Origin of the sequence: Escherichia sp. WS1450 (assembly GCF_046487395.1) — a bacterium.
In the GTDB taxonomy this organism is placed as follows: Bacteria; Pseudomonadota; Gammaproteobacteria; order Enterobacterales; family Enterobacteriaceae; genus Escherichia; species Escherichia coli.
Genome location: NZ_JBJQJO010000004.1, coordinates 177099 through 201581, shown reverse-complemented (window position 1 = coordinate 201581; position 24483 = coordinate 177099). Strand labels below are relative to the sequence as shown.

At 49.7% G+C, this 24483-nt stretch carries 18 protein-coding genes and 2 pseudogenes; 6 read left to right on the top strand and 14 right to left on the bottom strand.

What is annotated here, in order from left to right; all coding sequences use genetic code 11:
- Positions 1-9: 9 nt before the first annotated feature.
- The 10 genes and pseudogenes from lpxK to ACJHYR_RS06840 form a co-directional block, all read right to left on the bottom strand.
- On the bottom strand, positions 10-996 hold the full coding sequence (gene lpxK / locus ACJHYR_RS06885) for a tetraacyldisaccharide 4'-kinase (RefSeq protein ID WP_000570555.1): 987 nt from the start codon (positions 994-996) through the stop codon (positions 10-12).
- Complete coding sequence (gene msbA / locus ACJHYR_RS06880; protein WP_000551266.1) at positions 993-2741, bottom strand: lipid A ABC transporter ATP-binding protein/permease MsbA; 1749 nt, start codon at positions 2739-2741, stop codon at positions 993-995. The genes lpxK and msbA overlap by 4 nt, the downstream gene beginning before the upstream one ends.
- Before the next feature lie 36 nt (positions 2742-2777).
- Positions 2778-5042 (bottom strand): annotated as a pseudogene (locus ACJHYR_RS06875) (ComEC family protein).
- 206 nt (positions 5043-5248) lie between these two features.
- Positions 5249-5533 (bottom strand): integration host factor subunit beta, encoded by a 285-nt coding sequence (gene ihfB, locus ACJHYR_RS06870; protein ID WP_000167336.1) that lies wholly within the window; start codon positions 5531-5533, stop codon positions 5249-5251.
- A 159-nt stretch (positions 5534-5692) separates the two neighbouring features.
- Complete coding sequence (gene rpsA, locus ACJHYR_RS06865) at positions 5693-7366, bottom strand: 30S ribosomal protein S1 (RefSeq protein WP_000140327.1); 1674 nt, start codon at positions 7364-7366, stop codon at positions 5693-5695.
- A 110-nt stretch (positions 7367-7476) separates the two neighbouring features.
- Complete coding sequence (gene cmk, locus ACJHYR_RS06860; protein WP_000125016.1) at positions 7477-8160, bottom strand: (d)CMP kinase; 684 nt, start codon at positions 8158-8160, stop codon at positions 7477-7479.
- Positions 8161-8332: 172 nt separating this feature from the next.
- The gene (ycaL, locus tag ACJHYR_RS06855) at positions 8333-9097 is read right to left on the bottom strand and encodes a metallopeptidase YcaL (protein WP_001305926.1); all 765 of its coding nucleotides are present in this window, start codon (positions 9095-9097) and stop codon (positions 8333-8335) included.
- Between the two features lie 169 nt (positions 9098-9266).
- Entirely contained in the window at positions 9267-10550 is a 1284-nt protein-coding gene (gene aroA, locus ACJHYR_RS06850) for a 3-phosphoshikimate 1-carboxyvinyltransferase (RefSeq protein ID WP_000445212.1), read from the bottom strand.
- Between the two features lie 70 nt (positions 10551-10620).
- On the bottom strand, positions 10621-11709 hold the full coding sequence (serC, locus tag ACJHYR_RS06845) for a 3-phosphoserine/phosphohydroxythreonine transaminase (protein ID WP_000057148.1): 1089 nt from the start codon (positions 11707-11709) through the stop codon (positions 10621-10623).
- A gap of 198 nt (positions 11710-11907) precedes the next feature.
- Positions 11908-12600, bottom strand: coding sequence for a DUF421 domain-containing protein (locus tag ACJHYR_RS06840; protein ID WP_000642852.1), 693 nt, complete (start codon positions 12598-12600; stop codon positions 11908-11910).
- Positions 12601-12729: 129 nt separating this feature from the next.
- Here ACJHYR_RS06840 and ycaO point away from each other — a divergent pair, with 129 nt between their 5' ends.
- The 5 genes and pseudogenes from ycaO to ACJHYR_RS06815 form a co-directional block, all read left to right on the top strand.
- Positions 12730-14490 (top strand): 30S ribosomal protein S12 methylthiotransferase accessory factor YcaO, encoded by a 1761-nt coding sequence (ycaO, locus tag ACJHYR_RS06835; protein ID WP_001305927.1) that lies wholly within the window; start codon positions 12730-12732, stop codon positions 14488-14490.
- Positions 14491-14895: 405 nt separating this feature from the next.
- On the top strand, positions 14896-15753 hold the full coding sequence (gene focA, locus ACJHYR_RS06830) for a formate transporter FocA (protein WP_000642546.1): 858 nt from the start codon (positions 14896-14898) through the stop codon (positions 15751-15753).
- Between the two features lie 54 nt (positions 15754-15807).
- Positions 15808-18090 (top strand): formate C-acetyltransferase, encoded by a 2283-nt coding sequence (gene pflB / locus ACJHYR_RS06825; RefSeq protein ID WP_001292809.1) that lies wholly within the window; start codon positions 15808-15810, stop codon positions 18088-18090.
- Between the two features lie 191 nt (positions 18091-18281).
- Positions 18282-19022, top strand: a complete 741-nt coding sequence (gene pflA / locus ACJHYR_RS06820; protein WP_000111043.1) for a pyruvate formate lyase 1-activating protein — start codon at positions 18282-18284, stop codon at positions 19020-19022.
- Positions 19023-19120: 98 nt separating this feature from the next.
- Positions 19121-19231, top strand: a pseudogene (locus ACJHYR_RS06815) (LysR family transcriptional regulator); the annotation flags it as partial.
- Here the strand turns inward: ACJHYR_RS06815 and ACJHYR_RS06810 are convergent.
- Together ACJHYR_RS06810 and ACJHYR_RS06805 are read right to left on the bottom strand one after the other, a co-directional pair.
- Complete coding sequence (locus ACJHYR_RS06810; RefSeq protein ID WP_000918505.1) at positions 19232-20662, bottom strand: APC family permease; 1431 nt, start codon at positions 20660-20662, stop codon at positions 19232-19234.
- 209 nt (positions 20663-20871) lie between these two features.
- The gene (locus tag ACJHYR_RS06805) at positions 20872-22020 is read right to left on the bottom strand and encodes an MFS transporter (RefSeq protein WP_000109291.1); all 1149 of its coding nucleotides are present in this window, start codon (positions 22018-22020) and stop codon (positions 20872-20874) included.
- 314 nt (positions 22021-22334) lie between these two features.
- Here ACJHYR_RS06805 and ycaC point away from each other — a divergent pair, with 314 nt between their 5' ends.
- Positions 22335-22961 (top strand): isochorismate family cysteine hydrolase YcaC, encoded by a 627-nt coding sequence (gene ycaC, locus ACJHYR_RS06800; protein ID WP_000165876.1) that lies wholly within the window; start codon positions 22335-22337, stop codon positions 22959-22961.
- A gap of 35 nt (positions 22962-22996) precedes the next feature.
- On the opposite strand, the gene dmsC is transcribed toward ycaC, so the two are convergent.
- Both dmsC and dmsB read right to left on the bottom strand, forming a co-directional pair.
- Positions 22997-23860 carry a dimethyl sulfoxide reductase anchor subunit DmsC gene (gene dmsC, locus ACJHYR_RS06795; RefSeq protein ID WP_000534637.1) on the bottom strand — a complete coding sequence of 288 codons (864 nt, stop codon included), beginning with the start codon at positions 23858-23860 and terminating at the stop codon, positions 22997-22999.
- A gap of 1 nt (position 23861) precedes the next feature.
- The gene (gene dmsB / locus ACJHYR_RS06790) at positions 23862-24479 is read right to left on the bottom strand and encodes a dimethylsulfoxide reductase iron-sulfur subunit DmsB (protein WP_000213098.1); all 618 of its coding nucleotides are present in this window, start codon (positions 24477-24479) and stop codon (positions 23862-23864) included.
- Positions 24480-24483: the final 4 nt, after the last annotated feature.

Below are 24483 nucleotides of genomic sequence, written 5' to 3'. Positions count from 1 at the left end.
GCGGCGTAACTAGTTGCCAGAAGCCAGCGAGGTTAGTTGCGCAAGCAGTTTCGCTGGTTCATCACCTGAAAGCTGTGCGTCTACAGGCAAATACCACCAATTTTCTTCTGCAAAGGCCCGGCATTTCACCGCATCTTTTTCAGTCATTACCAGCGTTTGCCCGGCGCTTACCAACGCGCTGACATCCGCATGATTCAAAGACTGATGATCGGCCAGCGGTACACATTTTTCCGGTTGTACGCCGCACATCTTCAGCGTGGCAAAAAAGCGCGGCGGATGTCCAATCCCCGCCATCGCCACTACATGTTCAAGCTGAGCAACGTCACAACGCATACCGGTACGTAAATTCACCGCCTGACCCGGCAGCAGATGCATGGGGATTTCACCGCTGCGTGGGACACCGCCGTTGACGATTACCGCATCAACCGACTTTAAGCGCCCCGCTCGCTCACGCATTGGCCCCGCCGGCAACCACCAGCCATTGCCAAAGCGACGCACACCATCAACAACGACAATTTCCACATCACGCGCCAGACGGTAATGCTGTAAACCGTCGTCGGTTACGATGATCTGCACATCAGGGTGTTGCGCCAGAATGGCTTTTACCGCATCAGAACGCACGGGAGAAACCGCAACGGGCGCGCCAGTGCGTTGATAAATCAACACAGGTTCATCACCCGCCTGTGCTGTGGTGGTATCTGCCGACAATAACAGCGGATAAGATTCAGCCTTACCACCATATCCCCGCGATACTACCCCCACGCGAATACCGCGCTGTTGCAGCTGTTCCACCAGCCAGACAACGACCGGGGTTTTTCCATTGCCGCCTGCGGTGAGATTACCAACCACGACAACCGGTACGGGGGCACGCCAGGCGCGCTTCAGTTTTAGTTTATAGCAAAGACGGATCGCGCCACTCACCAGGCCATACAACCAGGAGAGTGGCAGCAATAGCCGCCACAAAGGGGATTCACCAGACCAGATTTTTTCGATCATTGGCCAAACTGCATTTTGTGAAGTTGCGCGTAAACGCCACGGTGCTCAAGCAAATCGTTATGCGTACCGCGTTCCACAATGACACCATCCTCGACGACCACGATTTCGTCTGCCTTTTCAATGGTAGACAAGCGGTGGGCAATCACCAGAGAGGTACGGTTTTTCTGCAACTCATCCAATGCCGCCTGAATCGCACGTTCAGATTCGGTATCCAGCGCCGAGGTAGCTTCGTCCAGAATCAGAATCGGGCTATCACGCAACAAGGCTCGAGCGATGGCAATACGCTGACGCTGACCGCCAGAGAGCAGCACGCCGTTTTCACCAATCACTGTATCGAGACCGTTATCCATCTTATTGATGAAGTCCATGGCGTAGGCCATACGCGCCGCTTCTTCAATTTGCTCACGGCTGTACTGTTCAGTCCGTGCGTAAGCAATGTTGTTAGCAACAGTATCGTTAAACAAATGGACATTCTGCGACACCAGAGCAACCTGGTTACGTAACGACGCCAGGGTATACTCGCGCAGATCGTGACCATCCATCAGGATTTCGCCTTCATCAATATCGTAAAAACGCGTGATCAGGCTGGCGATGGTTGATTTACCCGAACCAGAGCGTCCAACCAGAGCAACCGTCTTCCCTGCCGGAATTTTCAGGTTGATGTTACGCAATGCGGGTACGTCACGTCCCGGATAAGTAAAGGTGACATTGCGGAATTCCACGTCGCCAGTCGCACGCTCGATCACGCGCTTACCTTCGTCTTTCTCCTGCTCACTGTCCAGAATGGTAAACAGCGTCTGACAAGCCGCCATACCGCGCTGGAACTGGGCGTTAACGTTGGTCAGCGATTTCAGTGGACGCATCAGTGCAATCATTGAAGAGAAAACAACGGTAATCGTACCGGCAGTCAGGTTATCCATAACACTTGGGAAGCTCGCCGCATACAGAACAAACGCCAGCGCCAAAGAGGCGATCAGCTGAATGATCGGATCAGAGATGGAAGAGGCTGAAACCATTTTCATCCCCTGAAGACGCATTCGGTTACTGACTTTATCGAAGCGTTTCGTTTCCACTTCCTGACCACCGAAAATCAATACTTCTTTGTGGCCCTTCAGCATTTGTTCTGCGCTGGTGGTCACCTGCCCCATGGTGTTCTGCATGTTTTTACTGATGTTACGAAAACGCTTCGATACAACGCGAATCGCAATCGAAACAATCGGTGCCAGCACAATCAAAATGATCGACAGTTGCCAGCTGTAATAGAACATCATGATGAACAGGCCGATGATCGACGCACCTTCACGCACAACAGTAATCAGTGCGCCGGAAGAAGAAGAAGCAACCTGTTCGGAATCGTAGGTGATACGTGACAACAGCGTACCCGTTGACTGTTTGTCAAAAAATGAAACAGGCATTCCCATCATGTGACCAAACAGGCGGCGACGCATAGTCATTACCACCTTTCCTGATACCCAGGAGATACAGTAGCTGGAGACATAGCTGGTGATACCACGTAAAATCATCAGCCCGATCACCACCAGCGGCATCCACACCAGCACGGAGCGATCTGTTTTACCAAAGCCATCATCAAGAAGTGGCTTAAGGAGCGATAACATGAAGGTATCGCTGGCTGCGTTGAGGATTAACGCTACGCCCGCCACGATCAGACCCGCTTTAAAAGGCGCAATGGTTGGCCACAGTCGGCGGAATGTCTGCCACGTAGAGAGATCTTTGTCGTTATGCATTCAAAAAACCAGCATTTGTTGAAATAGCCGCATATTCTACCCGTTATCCACTGGCACGCCAAACCACTGATGATACCAACGAGGTAAAATTTGCTCTCTGAGGCTGCTAATCCGCCAGCCTTGCGCTGAAAAATTGACCGTCACTTGACCCTGATGTGGAGTATCAAGCCACTTATAACCTTGTTGTTGATAGCGATGCTTAACTTTGTTGGAGGGCAATCGCCATGCGTTATAGCGCGATGCCGATGCGAGTGCCACTTTTCCATTCACTCGCTGAATTAATGGCAACGATGATGAGGTATTACTGCCATGGTGAGGTACCTGAAGCAATGTTGCCTGCACTTGCTGCCAGTAACGGCTTAGCATCTTTTGTTCAGCGGGGGCTTCAATATCACCGGTTAGAAGAATGCTATTCGTCCCGTCATCAACCTTAACCACACAGGAATGGTTATTTCCTTTATCGTTGCTAGCTTGTAAAGGCCAGTGCGCGCTGAAACGCAATCCTTGCCATTGCCACGCTTCGCCACGCACACAGGGCTGATGATGTTCCCAGTTTAACGGACTTCTGATCCATAACATCGGCCATGTGTGCAATATTGAGTCCAGCCCTCCCCGGTGATCCAGATGTTCATGACTCAGAATAACGCCTTCCGGTTCAAGATTATGCCAGTGGAGCCAGGGGATAATCAGTTGTTGCCCACTATCCCCTTCGGGCCAGGCCAGTCCCGTGTCATAGAGAATCGCTTTGCCGTTTCTGGCTATCACCATTGCCAGCCCTTGCCCGACATCAAGCATGTACACTTGCCACTCGTCAGGTCGAGGTTTTTGCCACAGCGGCCAGCACATCAGCAAGCCTCCAGCCACACACATTGCTGGCAACGTTCGCCAGGCGTTTAATCGCCATACCACCAGTAAGAACCATGGGGAAAATGTTAGCCATTGCCAACGTTCAGCAATGTTGATCCACCCTTCCGGCAAACTCTTTAACCCCCAGAAAAGTAAAGCCAAAGACCGGTCGGCAAGAAACCATAACCCCTGTTCCAGGATTAACGGCCCGCTTAAATGCACAACCATCGCGGCGAGGATCAATGGAACCGTGATAAATGTCACCAGGGGAATTGCAAATAGATTTGCAATAAACGAGGTCAGACTAATGCCATGAAATATGACGATTTGCACGGGCATAAGCAGGAGGGTGATTCCCAGCTGCAGATGGATGAGGGAAACAACCGCGCGCAATACCGGCGGCAGTTGCCACTCCGGACAGGGAAACCACTGATACCAAAAAATCAGTGCCGCGACCGCAGCGGCAGAGAGCCATAAACTTTGCGAGAGAATGGCAACAGGATCCATCAACAAAATTGCCGCCAGACAACATATCCATACATCCCAGCCACTCCATTGTCGCCCACTTAACTTAAGCATTCCCCACATGGCAAGCGCCACCACGGTACGCAATGCAGGAGGTTGCATCCCAGTCAGCCAGGCATAAAAAGCAGCACAGCAGATTCCGCCAATTAATGGCATTTGCCATTGGATCCAGCGCCCGGGCAGAAAAACTTGCCCACCGCGAATGAGTCCGGCAGCCAGCAACGCCGCAAAAGCGATATGCAATCCCGATATCGCCATTAAATGCGCCGTTCCAGTATCGCGCATGATATTTTTGATTTCTTTGGGAACGGATAACCGTTCCCCCATACCTAAACCAAGAATAACCGCATTCCACATATAGGGTTGCAGCGTTGTTTATAATGACGCCAGATACTGTGCACGCAGGCTACAATTCGGTTCAATGACACTTGCCTGCAGAAATCGGCCGGTGAGCGGCTGATGCTGGGCAATGGCATAACGCTGGCTATCAAAGCCGCCATCATTAAGTTGACCATGAACTGCACGAACTTTGAGTTTCATTGACCACAGTTGTCCAGCACAAACCGCTTGCGGAAGATATTCGCCATACAGCACGAGGCCTGGCGCAGGGAATATACGTCGACCTTGTAGATGAGTAATTTGACCGTAATGAGTGGTCATACCGTCAGTAGCAGTGATCTCAACAATTGCATCCTGCGTCGCGCCAGTTAAGGTTTCTCCTGCCCACAAAATTTGCTTTGCTGCTAATATGCCCCAAACGAAAAACAGCAACGTCAGCGCGATATAACGGACAGTTTTAAAAGGGATAAATACCAGTACGCAGGCGAAGACGGTCAGAGACGCAAGGGTTAATGTCCCAGGCAATTGGGGCAAAATCAGCAACGGAAAAATTCCGCAAATTATGCATACGCCGACTGTCGTTATTTTCATGCACCCCTCCCTGTTTATGGAAAGTGTGCAACTTTGTTGAGCGGTTGTCTGGTGGGAATTTTGCGTTCCCCGAGGCACGTTCAGAAGAATTTAACGAGAGGGTGAAAACTGCTCAAAACTCTGCGAGGCAGCTTCCAGTTCCAGATTAGAGAAATGAAAAAAGCACCCGACAGGTGCTTTTCTCGCGTTCAAGTTTGAGTAAAAACTTAACCGTAAATATTGGCGCGATCGCGCAGTTCTTTACCTGGTTTAAAGTGAGGAACGTATTTTCCTTCCAGTTCTACTTTATCGCCAGTCTTCGGATTACGTCCGGTACGTGGTGCGCGGTAGTGCAAAGAGAAACTGCCGAAACCGCGGATTTCAATACGCTCGCCCTGCGCAAGAGTCGAGGCCATATGCTCCAGCATCTCTTTTACTGCATCTTCAACCGTCTTGGCGGGAATGTGCGATTGCTGGGTGGCAAGTCTTTCTATCAATTCTGACTTGGTCATGATTCCTCCGGTTCCTTAAAGGCAAATTAAGCGGCTGCTGTTGCTGCATTGATTAAGGGCGGCCGTAGCCGCCCTTAGTGCTTGATTACAGGACGAAACCTGCAATCTGTCAAGTAAACTCAACAAACTTCGGAATAAAAATCCCGAAGAGTCAGAGAATTACTCGCCTTTAGCTGCTTTGAAAGCTTCAGCCATTGCGTTGTTGGAGAAGTTTGCATCTTCCTGTTTGTTAACAGTTGCGATTGCATCTTTCTCGTCAGCTTCGTCTTTCGCACGAACAGACAGGCTGATTGCGCGGTTTTTACGATCAACGCCGGTGAATTTAGCTTCAACTTCGTCGCCAACGCTCAGAACCAGGGTAGCGTCTTCAACGCGGTCACGGGATGCTTCAGAAGCACGCAGGTAACCTTCAACGCCGTCAGCCAGTTCTACGGTTGCGCCTTTAGCGTCAACTGCAGTTACTTTACCGGTTACGATAGCGCCTTTCTTGTTCAGAGCAACCCAGTTGTTGAACGGATCTTCTGCGAGCTGTTTAACGCCCAGGGAGATACGTTCACGTTCTGCGTCAACCTGCAGAACAACTGCAGCGATTTCGTCGCCTTTTTTGTATTCACGAACTGCTTCTTCGCCTGCAACGTTCCAGGAGATGTCAGACAGGTGAACCAGGCCGTCGATGCCGCCGTCCAGGCCGATGAAGATACCGAAGTCAGTGATAGACTTGATTTTACCTTCAACACGGTCACCCTTGTTGTGGGTTTCCGCGAACTGCTGCCACGGGTTAGCTTTGCACTGTTTCAGACCCAGGGAGATACGACGACGTTCTTCGTCGATATCCAGAACCATAACTTCCACTACATCGCCAACGTTAACAACTTTGGACGGGTGGATGTTTTTGTTGGTCCAATCCATTTCGGAAACGTGTACCAGGCCTTCAACGCCTTCTTCGATTTCAACGAAGCAGCCGTAGTCGGTCAGGTTGGTCACGCGACCAGTCAGTTTGGTACCTTCCGGATAACGTTTAGCGATAGCTACCCACGGATCTTCGCCCAGCTGTTTCAGGCCCAGGGATACACGGGTACGTTCGCGGTCGAACTTCAGCACTTTAACAGTGATTTCATCGCCAACGTTGACGATTTCGCTCGGATGCTTAACGCGTTTCCAGGCCATGTCAGTGATGTGCAGCAGGCCGTCAACGCCGCCCAGATCAACGAATGCACCGTAGTCAGTGAGGTTCTTAACGATACCTTTAACTTCCATGCCTTCCTGCAGGTTTTCCAGCAGCTGATCGCGCTCTGCGCTGTTTTCGGATTCGATAACGGCACGACGAGAAACAACAACGTTGTTGCGCTTCTGATCCAGCTTGATTACTTTGAATTCAAGCTCTTTGCCTTCCAGGTGCAGAGTGTCACGCACCGGACGAACGTCTACCAGAGAACCTGGCAGGAACGCACGAATACCGTTCAGCTCAACAGTGAAGCCGCCCTTAACTTTGCCGTTGATAACACCGGTAACAGTTTCAGCATCTTCGTAAGCTTTTTCCAGCGTGATCCAGGCTTCGTGACGTTTAGCTTTCTCACGGGACAGCAGAGTTTCACCGAAGCCGTCTTCTACTGCGTCCAGAGCAACGTCAACTTCGTCACCTACCTGGATTTCCAGCTCGCCCTGGGCGTTTTTGAACTGCTCAGCCGGGATGGCGGACTCAGATTTCAGACCAGCGTCAACCAGTACTACGTCTTTGTCGATAGCAACAACAACGCCACGAACGATAGAACCCGGGCGGGTTTCGATTTCTTTTAAGGACTCTTCAAAGAGTTGAGCAAAAGATTCAGTCATGTTTAATCTTCAGGTTTATATTTAACGTCCACCTGGCTCCATGCCGGATGGGGTTGTTTAACATACCCGCTGTCATTCCATTGCAACGGGGGTACTGCAAATTCGGTCGCTTATGCGAGAGCCAATTTCTGGCGCGCGTATTGTAGCGCTTTTTCAATCACTTGCTCAATGCTTAAGGTGGTGGAATCCAACACTAAAGCATCGGCTGCCGGAACCAGTGGCGCTACCGCTCGGTTACGATCGCGGTCGTCGCGTTCTTTGATCTCGGCCAAAAGGCGCTCAAAGTTAACACTAAAGCCCTTCTCCTGCAACTGTAGCATGCGGCGATGCGCACGTTCTTCCGAGGAGGCGTCAAGGAAAATTTTCACTGGCGCATCAGGGAATACCACCGTTCCCATATCGCGGCCATCGGCAATCAAGCCTGGTAATTCGCGAAACGCGCGTTGGCGACGCAATAATGCTTCACGAACGCGTGGGAATGCCGCGACTTGTGAAGCAGCATTCGCCACTTCCTGAGTACGAATTTCGCCGCTGACATCTTCCCCTTCGAGGATCACTTCCAGATTGCCATTGGTCGACACAAAACGTACATCCAGATGGGATGCCAGCGGCACCAGCGCATCTTCCGATGCAACATCAACATGGTGATGTAATGCCGCCAGTGCCAGTACGCGATAAATTGCACCCGAGTCCAGCAGATGCCATTGCAACGCTTCCGCCATAGCCTTACACAAGGTGCCTTTCCCTGCACCGCTTGGGCCATCAATGGTAATAACCGGGGCAATTGCCGTCATCTTTATCTCCTTAAAACAGGCGTACCGTTAACATAACCGCGCGCATTATACGCGCCGACGCCACAAATCGTTAACGTTGTGTGCAAAAACCAGTTTTGTCTGTATTCAGATGGGGATTTATTGCGCAATTATAGCGGGCTGGCAGAAGACCAGCCCGAAAGATGACAATGATTTACTTACCAGAGGCGATACGATCACGGATGTGTTGCGCACGCTCTGTTGATGGTGGGTGAGAGTCAAACATGGACTGGGTACGACCGCCATCCAGGCTGGCCAATTTTTCAAAGCTGCCAACCAGCCCCTGGGTGCTGATGCCACGTTTCTTCAACAGATCAAAGGAGAAATCATCTGCTTCGGACTCTTTATCGCGGGAGTATTTAGCATTGATCGCGCCTTCTGCGATATCACCTAATTGTGAGCGAGAAAGCTGGGAAGCCACACCGCTGGTAGCGGAAATCGCATCACGTGCGGCAACGATCGCATAAGAAGCTTTCATTTCAGCCAGCGAGTGACCCAACGCGACGTGGCCCAGTTCATGACCCAGAACGCCTTCAATTTCGTTGTCGTTCATCATGTCCATCAGGCCACTGTAGACACGAACACAGCCGTTCGCCATCGCCCATGCGTTGACGTCGCTGGTCATATAAACCTTATAGTTGACCGGCGTGCCATTAATATTGTTACCCAATGCTTTGGCGATTTTTGCCAGACGTTTACCGTACTTGCTGGATTTACTTGCGACTTGATTGCCGCTGTCCATTTCGGCACAGCCCTGATTGGCGATTGCTTTAGCATCAGCATCGCTTAATGTTGCGGCTTTATAAGCATTCAGACCTGAGCTGATAGCCAAATCGGTATTAATACCGTGCGTATTCTGACATCCTGTCAGTAAGGCTGCAGAGGTCGCAATCGCCAGCAATAATTTAGTATTCTTCATGTGAATCATCCGTTGATTAATTATATATAAACATTATGTATCAACAAGTTACATTGATAATTAACGCTACCATTAATAAAAATACCCCACAAGGTCCGAAAAAAAACGCCGGCAATGTGCCGACGTCTTTGAAAAGAAAGGATTGTCTATGTTATCGCCCGTTATTCATTCAGCCGGGTTGACTTATCCGCGCCAATTGCTCGAAATAGTCTGGAAAAGTTTTAGCGGTACATTTTGGATCAAGAATCGTCACAGCCGTATCTGATAATGCGACCAGCGAGAAACACATCGCCATCCGGTGATCATTGTATGTTGCGATCTCGGCAAAGTTCAGTTTTTCCGGTGGAGTGATACGAATGTAATCGTGCCCCTCTTCTACTTCCGCACCAACTTTACGCAGTTCTGTTGCCATCGCAAACAGGCGATCGGTCTCTTTAACACGCCAGTTATAGATATTGCGCAGCGTGGTGGTGCCTTTTGCAAATAACGCCGCCGTGGCAATGGTCATCGCCGCATCAGGAATATGGTTCATATCCATATCAATAGCGTTCAGTTCACCCCGCGTGCAGGAAATATAATCATCGCCCCAGCAAATGGTCGCGCCCATTTTTTCCAGCACATCAGCAAAGCGAATATCACCCTGCATACTGTTGCGTCCAATGCCGGTCACTTTTACAGTACCGCCTTTGATTGCTGCTGCTGCCAGGAAGTAAGAAGCGGAAGATGCATCGCCTTCGACCAAATAAGTACCCGGAGACTGATAAGACTGCCCGCCTTTAACGACAAATTGTTGATAGTGCTGATTTTCAATTTCAACACCAAACGTCTTCATCAGATTGAGTGTGATGTCGATGTAAGGTTTAGAAACCAGATCGCCTTTAATACGAATCACCGTATCTTCCGGCGCAAGAGGCGCAGTCATTAACAGTGCGGTGAGGAACTGGCTGGAAACGGAGCCATCAACTTCAACGTTGCCGCCAGTAAAGCCGCCCTGTAAACGCAATGGTGGATAATTTTCTTGTTCCAGGTAAGTGATCTTCGCCCCGCCCAGGCGCAGCGCATCCACCAGATGACCAATGGGGCGTTCTTTCATACGCGGTTCACCGGTCAGCACAATATCATTGCTACCCAGACAAAGAGCTGCCGCCAGCGGACGCATTGCCGTTCCGGCGTTACCGAGGAACAACTCCAGGGCACCTTCTGCGTGTAATGGACCGCCGTTACCGATGATTTCGCAACGCGTACGATCAGCTGAAAGCGTATAGCTTACCCCTAACGCTGCTAATGCATTCAGCATATGGCGCACGTCATCGCTATCCAGCAGATTGGTTAATACTGTTTTGCCGTGTGCTAATGCCGCCAGCAATAAAGCGCGGTTAGAAACGCTCTTGGAACCGGGCAGATTAATAGTGCCATCGACACGAGCGATGGGTTGTAACGTCAGGGATTCCATGAACTCAACTCTCTACAACAGAAATAAAAACCCCACAGGCTGGCTGTGGGGATTAAGCAAAATTTCGGCATTAGCCGTGACGGCGTTCGAACTCAATCATGAAGTCTGTCAGCGCTTTAACGCCTTCCAGCGGCATGGCGTTATAAATAGACGCGCGCATTCCGCCGACCACACGGTGACCTTTCAGCGCATGAAGGCCAGCAGCAAAAGACTCTTCAAGGAACAATTTGTCAAGCGCACTGTCCGCCAACTGGAACGGCACGTTCATCCGCGAACGGTTAGCTTTCGCCACGTCATTGCGGTAGAAATCGCTGTTATCAATCACCCCATACAGCAGTTCTGCTTTTTGCTGATTGATTTTATCCATTTCAGCTACACCGCCGTTCGCTTTCAGCCATTTAAAGACCAGACCAGACAGATACCAGGCAAATGTCGGCGGCGTGTTAAACATGGAGCCGTTATCGTTGAGGATGGAATAATCCAGAATCGACGGACACGCGATATTCGCTTTGCCCAGCAAATCTTCACGAACGATGACGATTGTCAGGCCTGCCGGGCCGATATTTTTCTGCGCGCCAGCGTAAATCACGCCATAACGGCTGACGTCAATCGGACGGGAAAGAATGGTTGAAGAGAAGTCGGCGGCGACCACCACATCTTTGCCGAAGTCTGGCGTTTCGTCGATAGCGATACCGTCGATGGTTTCATTCGGGCAGTAATGCATATAAGCAGCATTATCAGAGAGTTGCCATTCGCGCATTGGCTTAACCGCGCGCAGACCATCAACAGTCACTTTGGCGTCGAAGACATTAGGCGTGCAATATTTTTTCGCTTCTTTAATGGCACTTGCCGCCCAGTAACCGGCATCAACATAATCTGCGGTGGTTTTATCACCGAGAATATTCAGCGGAACAGCAGCAAACTGACCGCGACCGCCGCCATGGCAGAACAATACCTTGTAGTTGGAGGGGACATTAAGAAGATCGCGAAAATCCTTCTCGGCTTCCTCTGCAACCTGAATGAACTCTTTGCCACGGTGACTCACTTCCATCACCGACGTACCAAGACCGTTCCAGTCGCGCAGTTCCTGTTGAGCCTGTTTAAGCACCTCTGCCGGTAGCATTGCCGGACCAGAACTAAAATTGAAGATTTGAGCCATTTCCCCTCACCACGTTGCGTTGCTATTAACCTGCGGTCAATCGATTGCGACCACAGGTAATACATTATTCCTGTGGCTATCGGTTTTATCATTCAGTGACACACATCGCAATGAGTAAAACCGTTGAGGGCAAAAATGTGGCTTGCATCACACAAAAGAATCTCTCGGATTATTAGCAAAAAGCCGATGTTTTTACTGTCACGTCACCCGTTTTGCCCGACTTGCCTTCGTCCATTCTGGATTTGCACAGCGCGGACATAATTGTTTTTCCCCCGCGTTCATATGAATGATTTCACTGCAACGAATGCAGGCATAGTCCGCCGACTCGGGTACCACTTTGTAACGCTGAGTACAGTCACTGGGTAAAATAAGTAAGCCCGGTTTCACCTTGTCATCTTCAAAGAAATAGACACTGATTTGCCCGTTGGTTTCGAGAATCGCCAGACGTACTTGCCCCAACTGCTCTACACCGCGCAATCGTAGCTCCATAAAGAACTCAAATTCCGTCATGTTGGAGTTATTGAGTTTCGACCAGGCCAGCTCGCCATCTTCAATAATGACAACCGGCTTACCTTCCAGAAGATCTTCCAGTTTTTCACTGTGTGCCATCAACCACATTACCAGGCGGTATAACAACGCCAGAGTAATAAAGACGATAAGTACCGGGACCATCGGCACATCATCATAAAACGCCACATCTCCCGCCGCTGATCCCAGCGTCAGAATGATTAACACTTCAAAAAGCGACATCTGCCGCACACCGCGTCTTCCGGTCATTTTGAGGAACAAAAAAACCAGTACAAAGGTATAAAGACTACGTAGTGCCACTTCGCCAAGGAAATCAAAAGGCACTTTATCAAATGCCATACGGTGGAGATCAAACGCCTTCATTTTTATGCTCTTATCGTGGTTTATCCACTAAAAGCATAGTCAACAGTTCATCGGCATGGCGGCGGTGATAGCGCCTTTGAGATAAAACCCGTATTATTGCGCGCTTTCCGTACGACTAAAGTGATTTTCATGACGCAAACATTTATCCCCGGCAAAGATGCCGCACTGGAAGATTCCATCGCTCGCTTCCAGCAAAAACTTTCAGACCTCGGCTTTCAGATTGAAGAGGCCTCCTGGCTGAATCCGGTGCCTAACGTCTGGTCTGTACATATTCGCGACAAAGAGTGCGCACTGTGTTTTACCAACGGTAAAGGCGCAACCAAAAAAGCGGCGCTGGCTTCTGCACTCGGTGAATATTTCGAGCGTCTCTCAACCAACTACTTTTTTGCTGATTTCTGGCTGGGCGAAACCATCGCCAACGGTCCGTTCGTGCATTATCCCAACGAAAAATGGTTCCCACTGAGCGAAAATGACGATGTGCCAGAAGGGCTGCTCGATGACCGTCTGCGCGCATTTTACGATCCGGAGAATGAACTGGCCGGCAGTATGCTGATTGACCTGCAATCCGGTAACGAAGATCGTGGTATTTGCGGTCTGCCGTTTACGCGCCAGTCCGACAATCAGACCGTTTATATTCCGATGAATATCATTGGTAACCTGTACGTTTCTAACGGTATGTCCGCTGGCAATACCCGCAACGAAGCACGCGTTCAGGGGTTGTCCGAAGTTTTCGAACGCTACGTGAAAAACCGCATTATTGCTGAAAGCATCAGCTTGCCGGAAATCCCGGCAGACGTGCTGGCGCGTTACCCAGCGGTGGTTGAAGCCATCGAAACGCTGGAAGCAGAAGGTTTCCCAATCTTTGCTTATGATGGTTCGCTTGGCGGCCAGTATCCGGTGATTTGCGTGGTACTGTTCAATCCTGCTAACGGCACCTGCTTTGCCTCTTTCGGTGCACATCCTGATTTTGGCGTAGCACTGGAACGTACCGTGACCGAGCTGCTGCAAGGTCGTGGCCTGAAAGATTTGGATGTGTTTACTCCGCCAACCTTCGATGATGAAGAAGTTGCTGAACATACCAACCTCGAAACGCACTTTATCGATTCCAGCGGTTTAATCTCCTGGGATCTGTTCAAGCAGGATGCCGATTATCCGTTTGTGGACTGGAATTTCTCCGGCACTACGGAAGAAGAGTTTGCTACGCTGATGGCTATCTTCAACAAAGAAGATAAAGAAGTTTATATTGCCGATTACGAGCATCTGGGCGTTTATGCTTGCCGAATTATCGTGCCTGGCATGTCCGATATTTATCCGGCTGAAGATCTGTGGCTGGCGAATAACAGTATGGGCAGCCATTTACGTGAAACGATTCTTTCGTTACCAGGCAGCGAGTGGGAAAAAGAAGATTACCTGAACCTCATCGAGCAACTGGATGAAGAAGGTTTTGATGACTTTACCCGCGTGCGTGAGCTGTTGGGTCTGGCGACCGGGTCGGATAACGGTTGGTACACCCTGCGTATCGGTGAATTAAAAGCCATGCTGGCGCTGGCTGGTGGCGATCTGGAACAGGCTCTGGTCTGGACCGAATGGACGATGGAGTTTAACTCATCAGTATTTAGTCCGGAACGCGCCAACTATTATCGCTGCCTGCAAACGTTGTTATTACTGGCGCAGGAAGAAGATCGCCAGCCGCTGCAATATCTGAATGCGTTTGTTCGCATGTACGGCGCAGATGCCGTGGAAGCCGCCAGTGCGGCAATGAGCGGCGAAGCGGCGTTTTATGGCTTGCAACCAGTAGATAGCGATCTGCACGCGTTTGCTGCACATCAGTCGTTGTTGAAGGCCTACGAAAAGCTGCAGCGCGCCAAAGCAGCATTCTGGGCAAAATAAAATCAAATAGCCTTCGCAATGTAGGCTTAATGATTCGTCTGAGTTATATTACGGGGCGTTTTTTTAATGCCCCGCTTTACATATATTTGCATTAATAAAATAATTGTAATTATAAAGTTAAATATCGGTAATTTGTATTTAATAAATACGATCGATATTGTTACTTTATTCGCCTGGTGCTCCCTTTTAATTAACTGTTTTAGCGGAGGATGCGGAAAAAATTCAACTCATTTGTTAATTTTTAAAATTTATTTTTATTTGGATAATCAAATATTTACTCCGTATTTGCATAAAAACCATGCGAGTTACGGGCCTATAAGCCAGGCGAGATATGATCTATATCAATTTCTCATCTATAATGCTTTGTTAGTATCTCGTCGCCGACTTAATAAAGAGAGAGTTAGTGTGAAAGCTGACAACCCTTTTGATCTTTTACTTCCTGCAGCAATGGCCAAAGTGGCCGAAGAGGCAGGTGTCTATAAAGCAACGAAACATCCGCTTAAGACTTTCTATCTGGCGATTACCGCCGGTGTTTTCATCTCAATCGCATTCGTCTTCTATATCACAGCAACCACTGGCACAGGCACAATGCCCTTCGGCATGGCAAAACTGGTTGGCGGCATTTGCTTCTCTCTGGGGCTGATTCTTTGTGTTGTCTGCGGAGCCGATCTCTTTACTTCCACAGTGTTGATTGTTGTTGCTAAGGCGAGTGGGCGAATCACCTGGGGTCAGTTGGCGAAAAACTGGCTAAATGTCTATTTTGGCAACCTGGTCGGCGCACTGCTGTTTGTACTTTTAATGTGGCTTTCCGGCGAGTATATGACCGCGAATGGTCAATGGGGACTAAACGTCCTACAAACCGCCGACCACAAAGTGCACCATACTTTTATTGAGGCCGTCTGTCTTGGTATCCTGGCAAACCTGATGGTATGTCTGGCAGTATGGATGAGTTATTCTGGCCGCAGCCTGATGGATAAAGCGTTCATTATGGTGCTGCCGGTCGCGATGTTTGTTGCCAGCGGTTTTGAGCACAGTATCGCAAACATGTTTATGATCCCGATGGGTATTGTAATCCGCGACTTCGCATCTCCGGAATTCTGGACCGCTGTCGGTTCTGCACCGGAAAATTTTTCTCACCTGACCGTGATGAACTTCATCACTGATAACCTGATTCCGGTTACGATCGGTAATATTATCGGCGGTGGTTTGTTGGTTGGGTTGACATACTGGGTCATTTACCTGCGTGAAAACGATCACCATTAATGGTTGTCGAAGTACGCAGTAAATAAAAAATCCACTTAAGAAGGTAGGTGTTACATGTCCGAGCTTAATGAAAAGTTAGCCACAGCCTGGGAAGGTTTTACCAAAGGTGACTGGCAGAATGAAGTAAACGTCCGTGACTTCATTCAGAAAAACTACACTCCGTACGAGGGTGACGAGTCCTTCCTGGCTGGCGCTACTGAAGCGACCACCACCCTGTGGGACAAAGTAATGGAAGGCGTTAAACTGGAAAACCGCACTCACGCGCCAGTTGACTTTGACACCGCTGTTGCTTCCACCATCACCTCTCACGACGCTGGCTACATCAACAAAGCGTTGGAAAAAGTTGTTGGTCTGCAGACTGAAGCTCCGCTGAAACGTGCTCTTATCCCGTTCGGTGGTATCAAAATGATCGAAGGTTCCTGCAAAGCGTACAACCGCGAACTGGACCCGATGATCAAAAAAATCTTCACTGAATACCGTAAAACTCACAACCAGGGCGTGTTCGACGTTTACACTCCGGACATCCTGCGTTGCCGTAAATCCGGTGTTCTGACCGGTCTGCCAGATGCTTATGGCCGTGGTCGTATCATCGGTGACTACCGTCGCGTTGCGCTGTACGGTATCGACTACCTGATGAAAGACAAACTTGCACAGTTCACCTCTCTGCAGGCTGATCTGGAAAACGGCGTAAACCTGGAACAGACTATCCGTCTGCGCGAAGAAATCGCTGAACAGCACCGCGCTCTGGGTCAGATGAAAGAAATGGCTGCGAAATACGGCTACGACATCTCTGGTCCGGCTACCAACGCTCAGGAAGCTATCCAGTGGACTTACTTCGGCTACCTGGCTGCTGTTAAGTCTCAGAACGGTGCTGCAATGTCCTTCGGTCGTACCTCCACCTTCCTGGATGTGTACATCGAACGTGACCTGAAAGCTGGCAAGATCACCGAACAAGAAGCGCAGGAAATGGTTGACCACCTGGTCATGAAACTGCGTATGGTTCGCTTCCTGCGTACTCCGGAATACGATGAACTGTTCTCTGGCGACCCGATCTGGGCAACCGAATCTATCGGTGGTATGGGCCTCGACGGTCGTACCCTGGTTACCAAAAACAGCTTCCGTTTCCTGAACACCCTGTACACCATGGGTCCGTCTCCGGAACCGAACATGACCATTCTGTGGTCTGAAAAACTGCCGCTGAACTTCAAGAAATTCGCCGCTAAAGTGTCCATCGACACCTCTTCTCTGCAGTATGAGAACGATGACCTGATGCGTCCGGACTTCAACAACGATGACTACGCTATCGCTTGCTGCGTAAGCCCGATGATCGTTGGTAAACAAATGCAGTTCTTCGGTGCGCGTGCAAACCTGGCGAAAACCATGCTGTACGCAATCAACGGTGGCGTTGACGAAAAACTGAAAATGCAGGTTGGTCCGAAGTCTGAGCCGATCAAAGGCGATCTCCTGAACTACGATGAAGTGATGGAGCGCATGGATCACTTCATGGACTGGCTGGCTAAACAGTACATCACTGCACTGAACATCATCCACTACATGCACGACAAGTACAGCTACGAAGCCTCTCTGATGGCGCTGCACGACCGTGACGTTATCCGCACCATGGCGTGTGGTATCGCTGGTCTGTCCGTTGCTGCTGACTCCCTGTCTGCAATCAAATATGCGAAAGTTAAACCGATTCGTGACGAAGACGGTCTGGCTATCGACTTCGAAATCGAAGGCGAATACCCGCAGTTTGGTAACAACGATCCGCGTGTAGATGACCTGGCTGTTGACCTGGTAGAACGTTTCATGAAGAAAATTCAGAAACTGCACACCTACCGTGACGCTATCCCGACTCAGTCTGTTCTGACCATCACTTCTAACGTTGTGTATGGTAAGAAAACTGGTAACACCCCAGACGGTCGTCGTGCTGGCGCGCCGTTCGGACCGGGTGCTAACCCGATGCACGGTCGTGACCAGAAAGGTGCAGTAGCCTCTCTGACTTCCGTTGCTAAACTGCCGTTTGCTTACGCTAAAGATGGTATCTCCTACACCTTCTCTATCGTTCCGAACGCACTGGGTAAAGACGACGAAGTTCGTAAGACCAACCTGGCTGGTCTGATGGATGGTTACTTCCACCACGAAGCGTCCATCGAAGGTGGTCAGCACCTGAACGTTAACGTGATGAACCGTGAAATGCTGCTCGACGCGATGGAAAACCCGGAAAAATATCCGCAGCTGACCATCCGTGTATCTGGCTACGCAGTACGTTTCAACTCGCTGACTAAAGAACAGCAGCAGGACGTTATTACTCGTACCTTCACTCAATCTATGTAATTAGATTTGACTGAAATCGTACAGTAAAAAGCGTACAATAAAGGCTCCACGAAAGTGGGGCCTTTTTTAGCACGAGAGCCTTTTTTGTCAGCTATCTATACTTTAAGGTGACTGCCAAAACAGACTCGACGTAGCCTTCGAGCTGCGCACCAACACGGCCTCAGATGGGCCACATCTGGAGAAACACCGCAATGTCAGTTATTGGTCGCATTCACTCCTTTGAATCCTGTGGAACCGTAGACGGCCCGGGTATTCGCTTTATCACCTTTTTCCAGGGCTGCCTGATGCGCTGCCTGTATTGTCATAACCGCGACACCTGGGACACGCATGGCGGTAAAGAAGTTACCGTTGAAGATTTAATGAAAGAGGTGGTGACCTATCGCCACTTTATGAACGCTTCCGGCGGCGGCGTTACCGCATCCGGCGGTGAAGCAATCCTGCAAGCTGAGTTTGTTCGTGACTGGTTCCGCGCCTGCAAAAAAGAAGGCATTCATACCTGTCTGGACACCAACGGTTTTGTTCGTCGTTACGATCCGGTGATTGATGAACTGCTGGAAGTAACCGACCTGGTAATGCTCGATCTCAAACAGATGAACGACGAGATCCACCAAAATCTGGTTGGAGTTTCAAACCACCGCACGCTGGAGTTCGCCAAATATCTGGCGAACAAAAATGTGAAGGTGTGGATCCGCTACGTTGTTGTCCCAGGCTGGTCTGACGATGACGATTCAGCGCATCGCCTCGGTGAATTTACCCGTGATATGGGCAACGTTGAGAAAATCGAGCTTCTCCCCTACCACGAACTGGGCAAACACAAATGGGTGGCGATGGGTGAAGAATACAAACTTGATGGTGTTAAACCACCGAAGAAAGAGACCATGGAACGCGTGAAAGGTATTCTTGAGCAGTACGGTCATAAGGTAATGTTCTAATTTCCCCGTAAAGCGGCAACTTTATTGAGTTGCCGCTTTTTTATTCCGCGCTGCATAAATAATTCAGAGCTCTATTTCTAACGCCCTTACAGCACAGCTTCCAAATGTATTACCCAAACCGCCAGTATATGTCCTGCGGCTTGCGCGCATTTCTCGATTATGTAAAAACGGGTCAGATCTGCCAGAGTCAGCGTCATCGACCACAATAATTATTTACCATTCGCTTTACGCGCCAGCAGCGGGAATATCAGTCCTAATCCTACCAACACAAACGGCGTTGCAACATTCAGCGCCAACTGGAAGGTCCACTCTGCAGTGAAGGCTTCCATTTTCGGGAAGATCCCCGTCAAACAGGCAAAAGCGGTAAATGCAAAACACCAAATTCCGACGGTCATTGCCAGCGGCTTATTACGAATAAAGACATATTCCGGCTTATATTTCTGCGCCAGGCGAACAACTGCAATAAATGCAACAAATACCCATAAATAACGCAGCGGCATCACTACCGAGTTAAGATTCAACAGCCATTTATAGAGATTGTTCATATCACCAATGCCGAGAGTCGGTAGCATTATCAGGATCGCCACCAGCACCAGGGTCAGAAAATAGCCATTAACGGGCGTACCAGAAGCGTTGGTACGACATAAACTGGCTGGAATATATTTGCTGTCAGCATCGCCTAATAACACTTTAAGCGGCGCATCAATCGAGAATACCAGCGCAGCTACTTGTCCCAGGGTATTCGCAATGGCATAAATCACCATTAAAGTATTACCCATGTTGTAATACTCGCCCAGCTTCTGAAAGGCGTAATACTGACCGTTAGTCATTAAGTCATCCGGGATATTACGCGAGTCAAACATCATCCCCATCGCCAGTGAGCCCAGAATGGCACAAACCGCAACCATCACCGCCAGGCATAACATCCCTTTTGGAAATTCTTTTCCTGGGTTGCGCGTTTGATTAACGTAAGGAGAAATCTTCTCTGCTCCGCCAACCGCGAAAACCAGCATTGAAATAGTGGTAATGTAGGTAAAGTCGATATGAGGAATGAACGTTTCCCAGGTAATGTTTGTGGTCGCAATATGCACTTCAGTAATCGCAGGCGCGGTTACCGCCATCGCCACATACAGGAGCGACATAACAAACATCGCAATCCCTGCCACAGAACCGACGATTTTCAGCGATTTCATACCGCGTGAAGCAACCCACATAAAGAAGATAAACAGCACCAGCGTTAACCCCTGTAACGCTACGACTGAATATTCTTTGATTAACGAACCGTCGCCTTTCATCGCCCAACCGAGCGCAATCAGTATTGCCTGGGGTTTTTGTGCCAGATAGGGAATATGCACTACCCAGTAGGTCCACGCGGCGAGGTAAGCCAGTCCGGGTCCCATCGTGTGTTTAATCCAGGTACTGACCCCGCCCTTCCCATCTTTGAAGGTCGAGCCTAACTGACCAACAATTAGCGCATAAGGTGTGAAATAGAGCGCAAAGATAAACACCCATGAAAAAACAACCACCAGCCCCTGGTTGGCGTAGTTATTAACAACGTTGCCAAAACCCCAGACAGTGATAAAAGACATCAGCGCAATGTTGTACCATCGCAGCTGTTTTTCCTGAACATTCCCAGCCATAGACAAATCCTTCGCCAAAATTAAAGGGGCATCTGTAAAACGAGGGATTATGCGCGGCAAATAAGAAGTGCGGAAATAGCGAAATGCAAAATTATAACCTGCTGCACATTTTATTTTTAAACGAATAAAATTTGGAATAAAGCAAGTCAGATAGAAGAAACAAAAAAGCAGAGTGTGAAACAGTAAGTTCACACTCTGCTTGAATTCATTTACACGTGAGCAACGGGTTTCGGCGTATGACCGGCGTTGCGAAGCAGCATCAGCAAATAGATAAACGATACGCTGGCGATCATGATAAACAATAAATTATCGGAGAAATTCTGCATTAGCATGGCAGTAAATGACGGGCCAAGCAGACTTCCCACGGTATAGCTCAACAGTAAGGCCTGGTTCATCGCCACCAGTTGATGATGTTCAACTTTCTCGCAAGCCCATGCCATCGCCACCGGATATAGCGTAAAGCCAGCGGCACCGAGGATGAATAACGCTGGGGCCATCGCCGCCTGGCTAAGCATCGCGATACTGCCGAGAATGACGACAAAGACCTGAACACGCAACACCAGCAGTCGACCAAACTTATCCGCCAGACGTCCAATCGGCCATTGTCCAAGGATACCCGCACTGACCAGTACCGCCATCCAGAAACCAATGCTGGCATTGCTCACCCCTTTGTGATTGAGGAACAGCGGCATCAGGCCATATAGAGATCCCAGAACGATTCCTGAGATAATGCAGCCATTCACGCCAAGCCGCGCCTGACGGAGTTTTAGCATTGACGTAATTGACGTCGAATCATGGTTTTCAGCCTGCTGATTCAGCACACGCGTAAACAACAGCGGTAAGATCCCTGCCAACGTCAAACCTGTAACCCACGGCAATACGGACATCAGCTCGGTTGAAACTTTGCTGACCAGTAACTGGCCTAAAAACGTTCCCACGTAATAAACCATCATATACGCAGCAAGCAAACGCCCACGGTTACGTGACGTCCCACTGCACATCAGCGCGCTCTCAACAACCACCCAAATCATGGCACAGCCGACGCCGGCGACAAAACGCCAAGCCAACCAGCTCCAGAATCCAATCATTAGACCAAGGCCGGCACAGCCAGCGGCAAAAATGAAGGAGGCCAGATAATAGCTGCGGTTAAAGCCAATGCGCTTAATGACATACCCTGTCAGCAATGTACCGACCAGGTTGCCGGTAAAATAGGATGAGCTGACAACGCCTACCTGCCATGTGGACATATGTTCCTGGGCGAGCCAAAGCGGCACGAGTGTATTTAACACTGCGATCGCCAGAGTCAACAAAAGCAGGCCAGACAGCAAAAGCATGACAGGCCGGGTATACGTGGACATGAATTAAAACCGTGAGGAAGTTCAAATTTCATGCGCATCATGCCACCGCCAAAAACATTGTCAATGGGTGAAAATACGCGCATATCGCAGCGGAGGTATTATCGATTTATATTACTCATTCATAACGCTAATGCTGGAGAGACGATTAATCTCATCTGATTGTTTTTATTGATCTAACACAAATTTCATACGCTTCGTTCAGTCGAAAAATTTCATGGTCACAGCAAACTCATATTTCCCGTCTATGCTTTCAGAGCAATGCATCGCGTCTGACCGATTTCAGACGTACCACTGACTCTCGAAAGGAGAAGAGGATGACCAAACCGTATGTTCGTCTTGATAAAAATGATGCTGCCGTTTTGCTTGTTGATCACCAGGCTGGTTTACTTTCCCTTGTACGGGATATCGAACCCGATAAGTTTAAAAATAACGTGCTGGCGCTGGGCGACCTGGCTAAGTATTTCAACTTACCTACTATTCTTACCACCAGTTTTGAAACCGGTCCTAACGGCCCATTAGTTCCAGAACTGAAAGCACAGTTTCCCGATGCACCTTACATTGCTCGCCCGGGAAATATTAACGCCTGGGATAACGAAGATTTTGTAAAAGCTGTCAAAGCGACAGGTAAAAAACAGTTAATTATTGCCGGTGTGGTAACCGAAGTTTGCGTGGCATTCCCGGCGCTTTCAGCCATTGAAGAGGGGTTTGATGTATTTGTCGTGACTGATGCATCAGGGACCTTTAATGAAATTACCCGGCATTCGGCGTGGGATCGCATGTCGCAAGCTGGTGCGCAATTGATGACATGGTTCGGCGTGGCTTGCGAGCTGCACCGTGACTGGCGTAATGATATTGAAGGACTGGCGACGTTGTTCTCTAACCACATTCCTGATTATCGTAATTTGATGACCAGTTATGACACATTAACGAAGCAGAAATAAAAGAGAACCGGGGTCGAAACCCCGGTTGTTACTGATTAGCTTGCGACGGCCATCCCCACGGTCATATGCAAACCATAGAATACGCCGCGACCGATTAATTCCCCTGCCAGAAGCAGAATGAATGATACGGAAAGTAGCGGAACCGCAGGCTGATAACCTTTTAGCTGTGGTGCAATCCACAAGCACAGGGCAACAGCCAAAAGCACGATCCGCCAGGACATCAGCGCACCATAGTCCGGCACCAGCGCTGCGGCCTGCTGCACAGAGCTATGAATAGTCGCCAGCTCTGCGCCCTGCATCACTGACACCACGCCACTCACTACCAGGGCCAGTACAGAAATGGCTGGCAGCAGACGCATCGCCCAGCCATCGACGCCAGCCAGACTCAGCAACAGGTAACCCAGTAACGGGCCGCCCATAAACATCGTCAGGAAGAAGCCCATCGGCGTCCAGATGCTGTACCAGGTCGGAACGGTATCAATGCTGTTATACACACGCACCATCATCCAGACAAAGATGACGCCAAGAACCATCGTCACTATCAGCCACAGCGTACGCAATGCCGGTGACAGCTTTTTCAGCATTGCCAGCAACCAGCCGATGCCACCAACAGCAAAAAAGATCGAACCGCTGGCGATTTCGTTACTGAGTGCTGAAGCCCCTACCCGGTTGAGCGAGTTAAAGGCGCGCATCGGTGAACCAAGATGAAGCATAGAGGCGATAAAGCCAATGCCCATCAGCACCCATAAACCAAACATGCAGGCAATAACACGCTGCTGGGCTTCTGCTCGCAGGTCGCCTTTGAGCAGCGCCAAAGCCAGAACGATAAAACCACCCGCTACACATTGCCCGAAGACCGTGAAGATCATCAGCGGCCATTCATGCCATCCACTTCCCATCTCACACCTCCTTCGGGTTTGCCAGATAGCCAGTGGTATCCCCGGTCGGGCGGCTGTTGGCATTGGGTTTGATCACAATATTCGGTTTGGTAAAGTGAGCTCGCGGCAACGGCGCAACGGCCGCCAGATCGCCATGTTTTTTACGCAGCTCGTCGATAGGGCCGAAATCCAGCGCCCGCAGCGGGCAAGATTCAACACAGATCGGCTTTTTCCCCTCCGCAACACGGTCATAACAACCATCGCATTTGGTCATATGGCCTTTCGTTTCGTTATATTGCGGTGCGCCATACGGGCAAGCCATATGGCAGTAGCGGCAGCCAATGCACACATCTTCATCGACCACAACAAAACCATCTTCACGTTTATGCATCGCACCGCTCGGGCAGACTTTAGTACAAGCCGGATCTTCGCAGTGGTTACATGAAATCGACAGATAGTAGGCAAACACGTTCTGGTGCCAGACACCGTTATCTTCCTGCCAGTCGCCGCCAGCATATTCATAAATGCGGCGGAAGCTGACTTCTGGCGTCAAATCTTTGTAGTCTTTACAGGCCAGCTCGCAGGTTTTGCAACCGGTGCAACGGCTGGAATCAATAAAAAATCCATACTGGGTTGTCATCGGT